Here is a 336-nt window from a genome sequence, read left to right on the forward strand (position 1 = left end):
CATTGCCACAACGGGTTCCACTCCGCCCAAACTCTGGTCCCGCAACGGCAACAACATTACCGCGTCGTTCCCTGAGATCGTCGATGCGCTCAGCGCCGTGCTCGATCACCGCGAAACCGTCCTCGACGGCGAAATCGTCGCACTCGGACCCGACGGCGTGCCGTCCTTCTCCCTGTTGCAACGACGGATGCACGTCCTGCGGCCCACCGCGCAGCTCCGCAACGAGGCCGTGACCTCGTACTACGTGTTCGACGTCCTCGACGTCGACGGCACATCGACCACCGATCTGCCCTACCTCGAACGCCGCGAAGCGCTCGCCAACCTCAGCCTCGAACA

Annotated in this window: 1 pseudogene; it reads left to right on the forward strand. The window is 64.3% G+C overall.

The window, feature by feature from the left end:
- Positions 1-336, forward strand: a pseudogene (locus CVH10_RS18825) (hypothetical protein); the annotation flags it as partial.

It is taken from the genome of Halomonas sp. ND22Bw (genome assembly GCF_003011945.1).
Taxonomy (GTDB): Bacteria; Pseudomonadota; Gammaproteobacteria; order Pseudomonadales; family Halomonadaceae; genus Halomonas; species Halomonas halophila.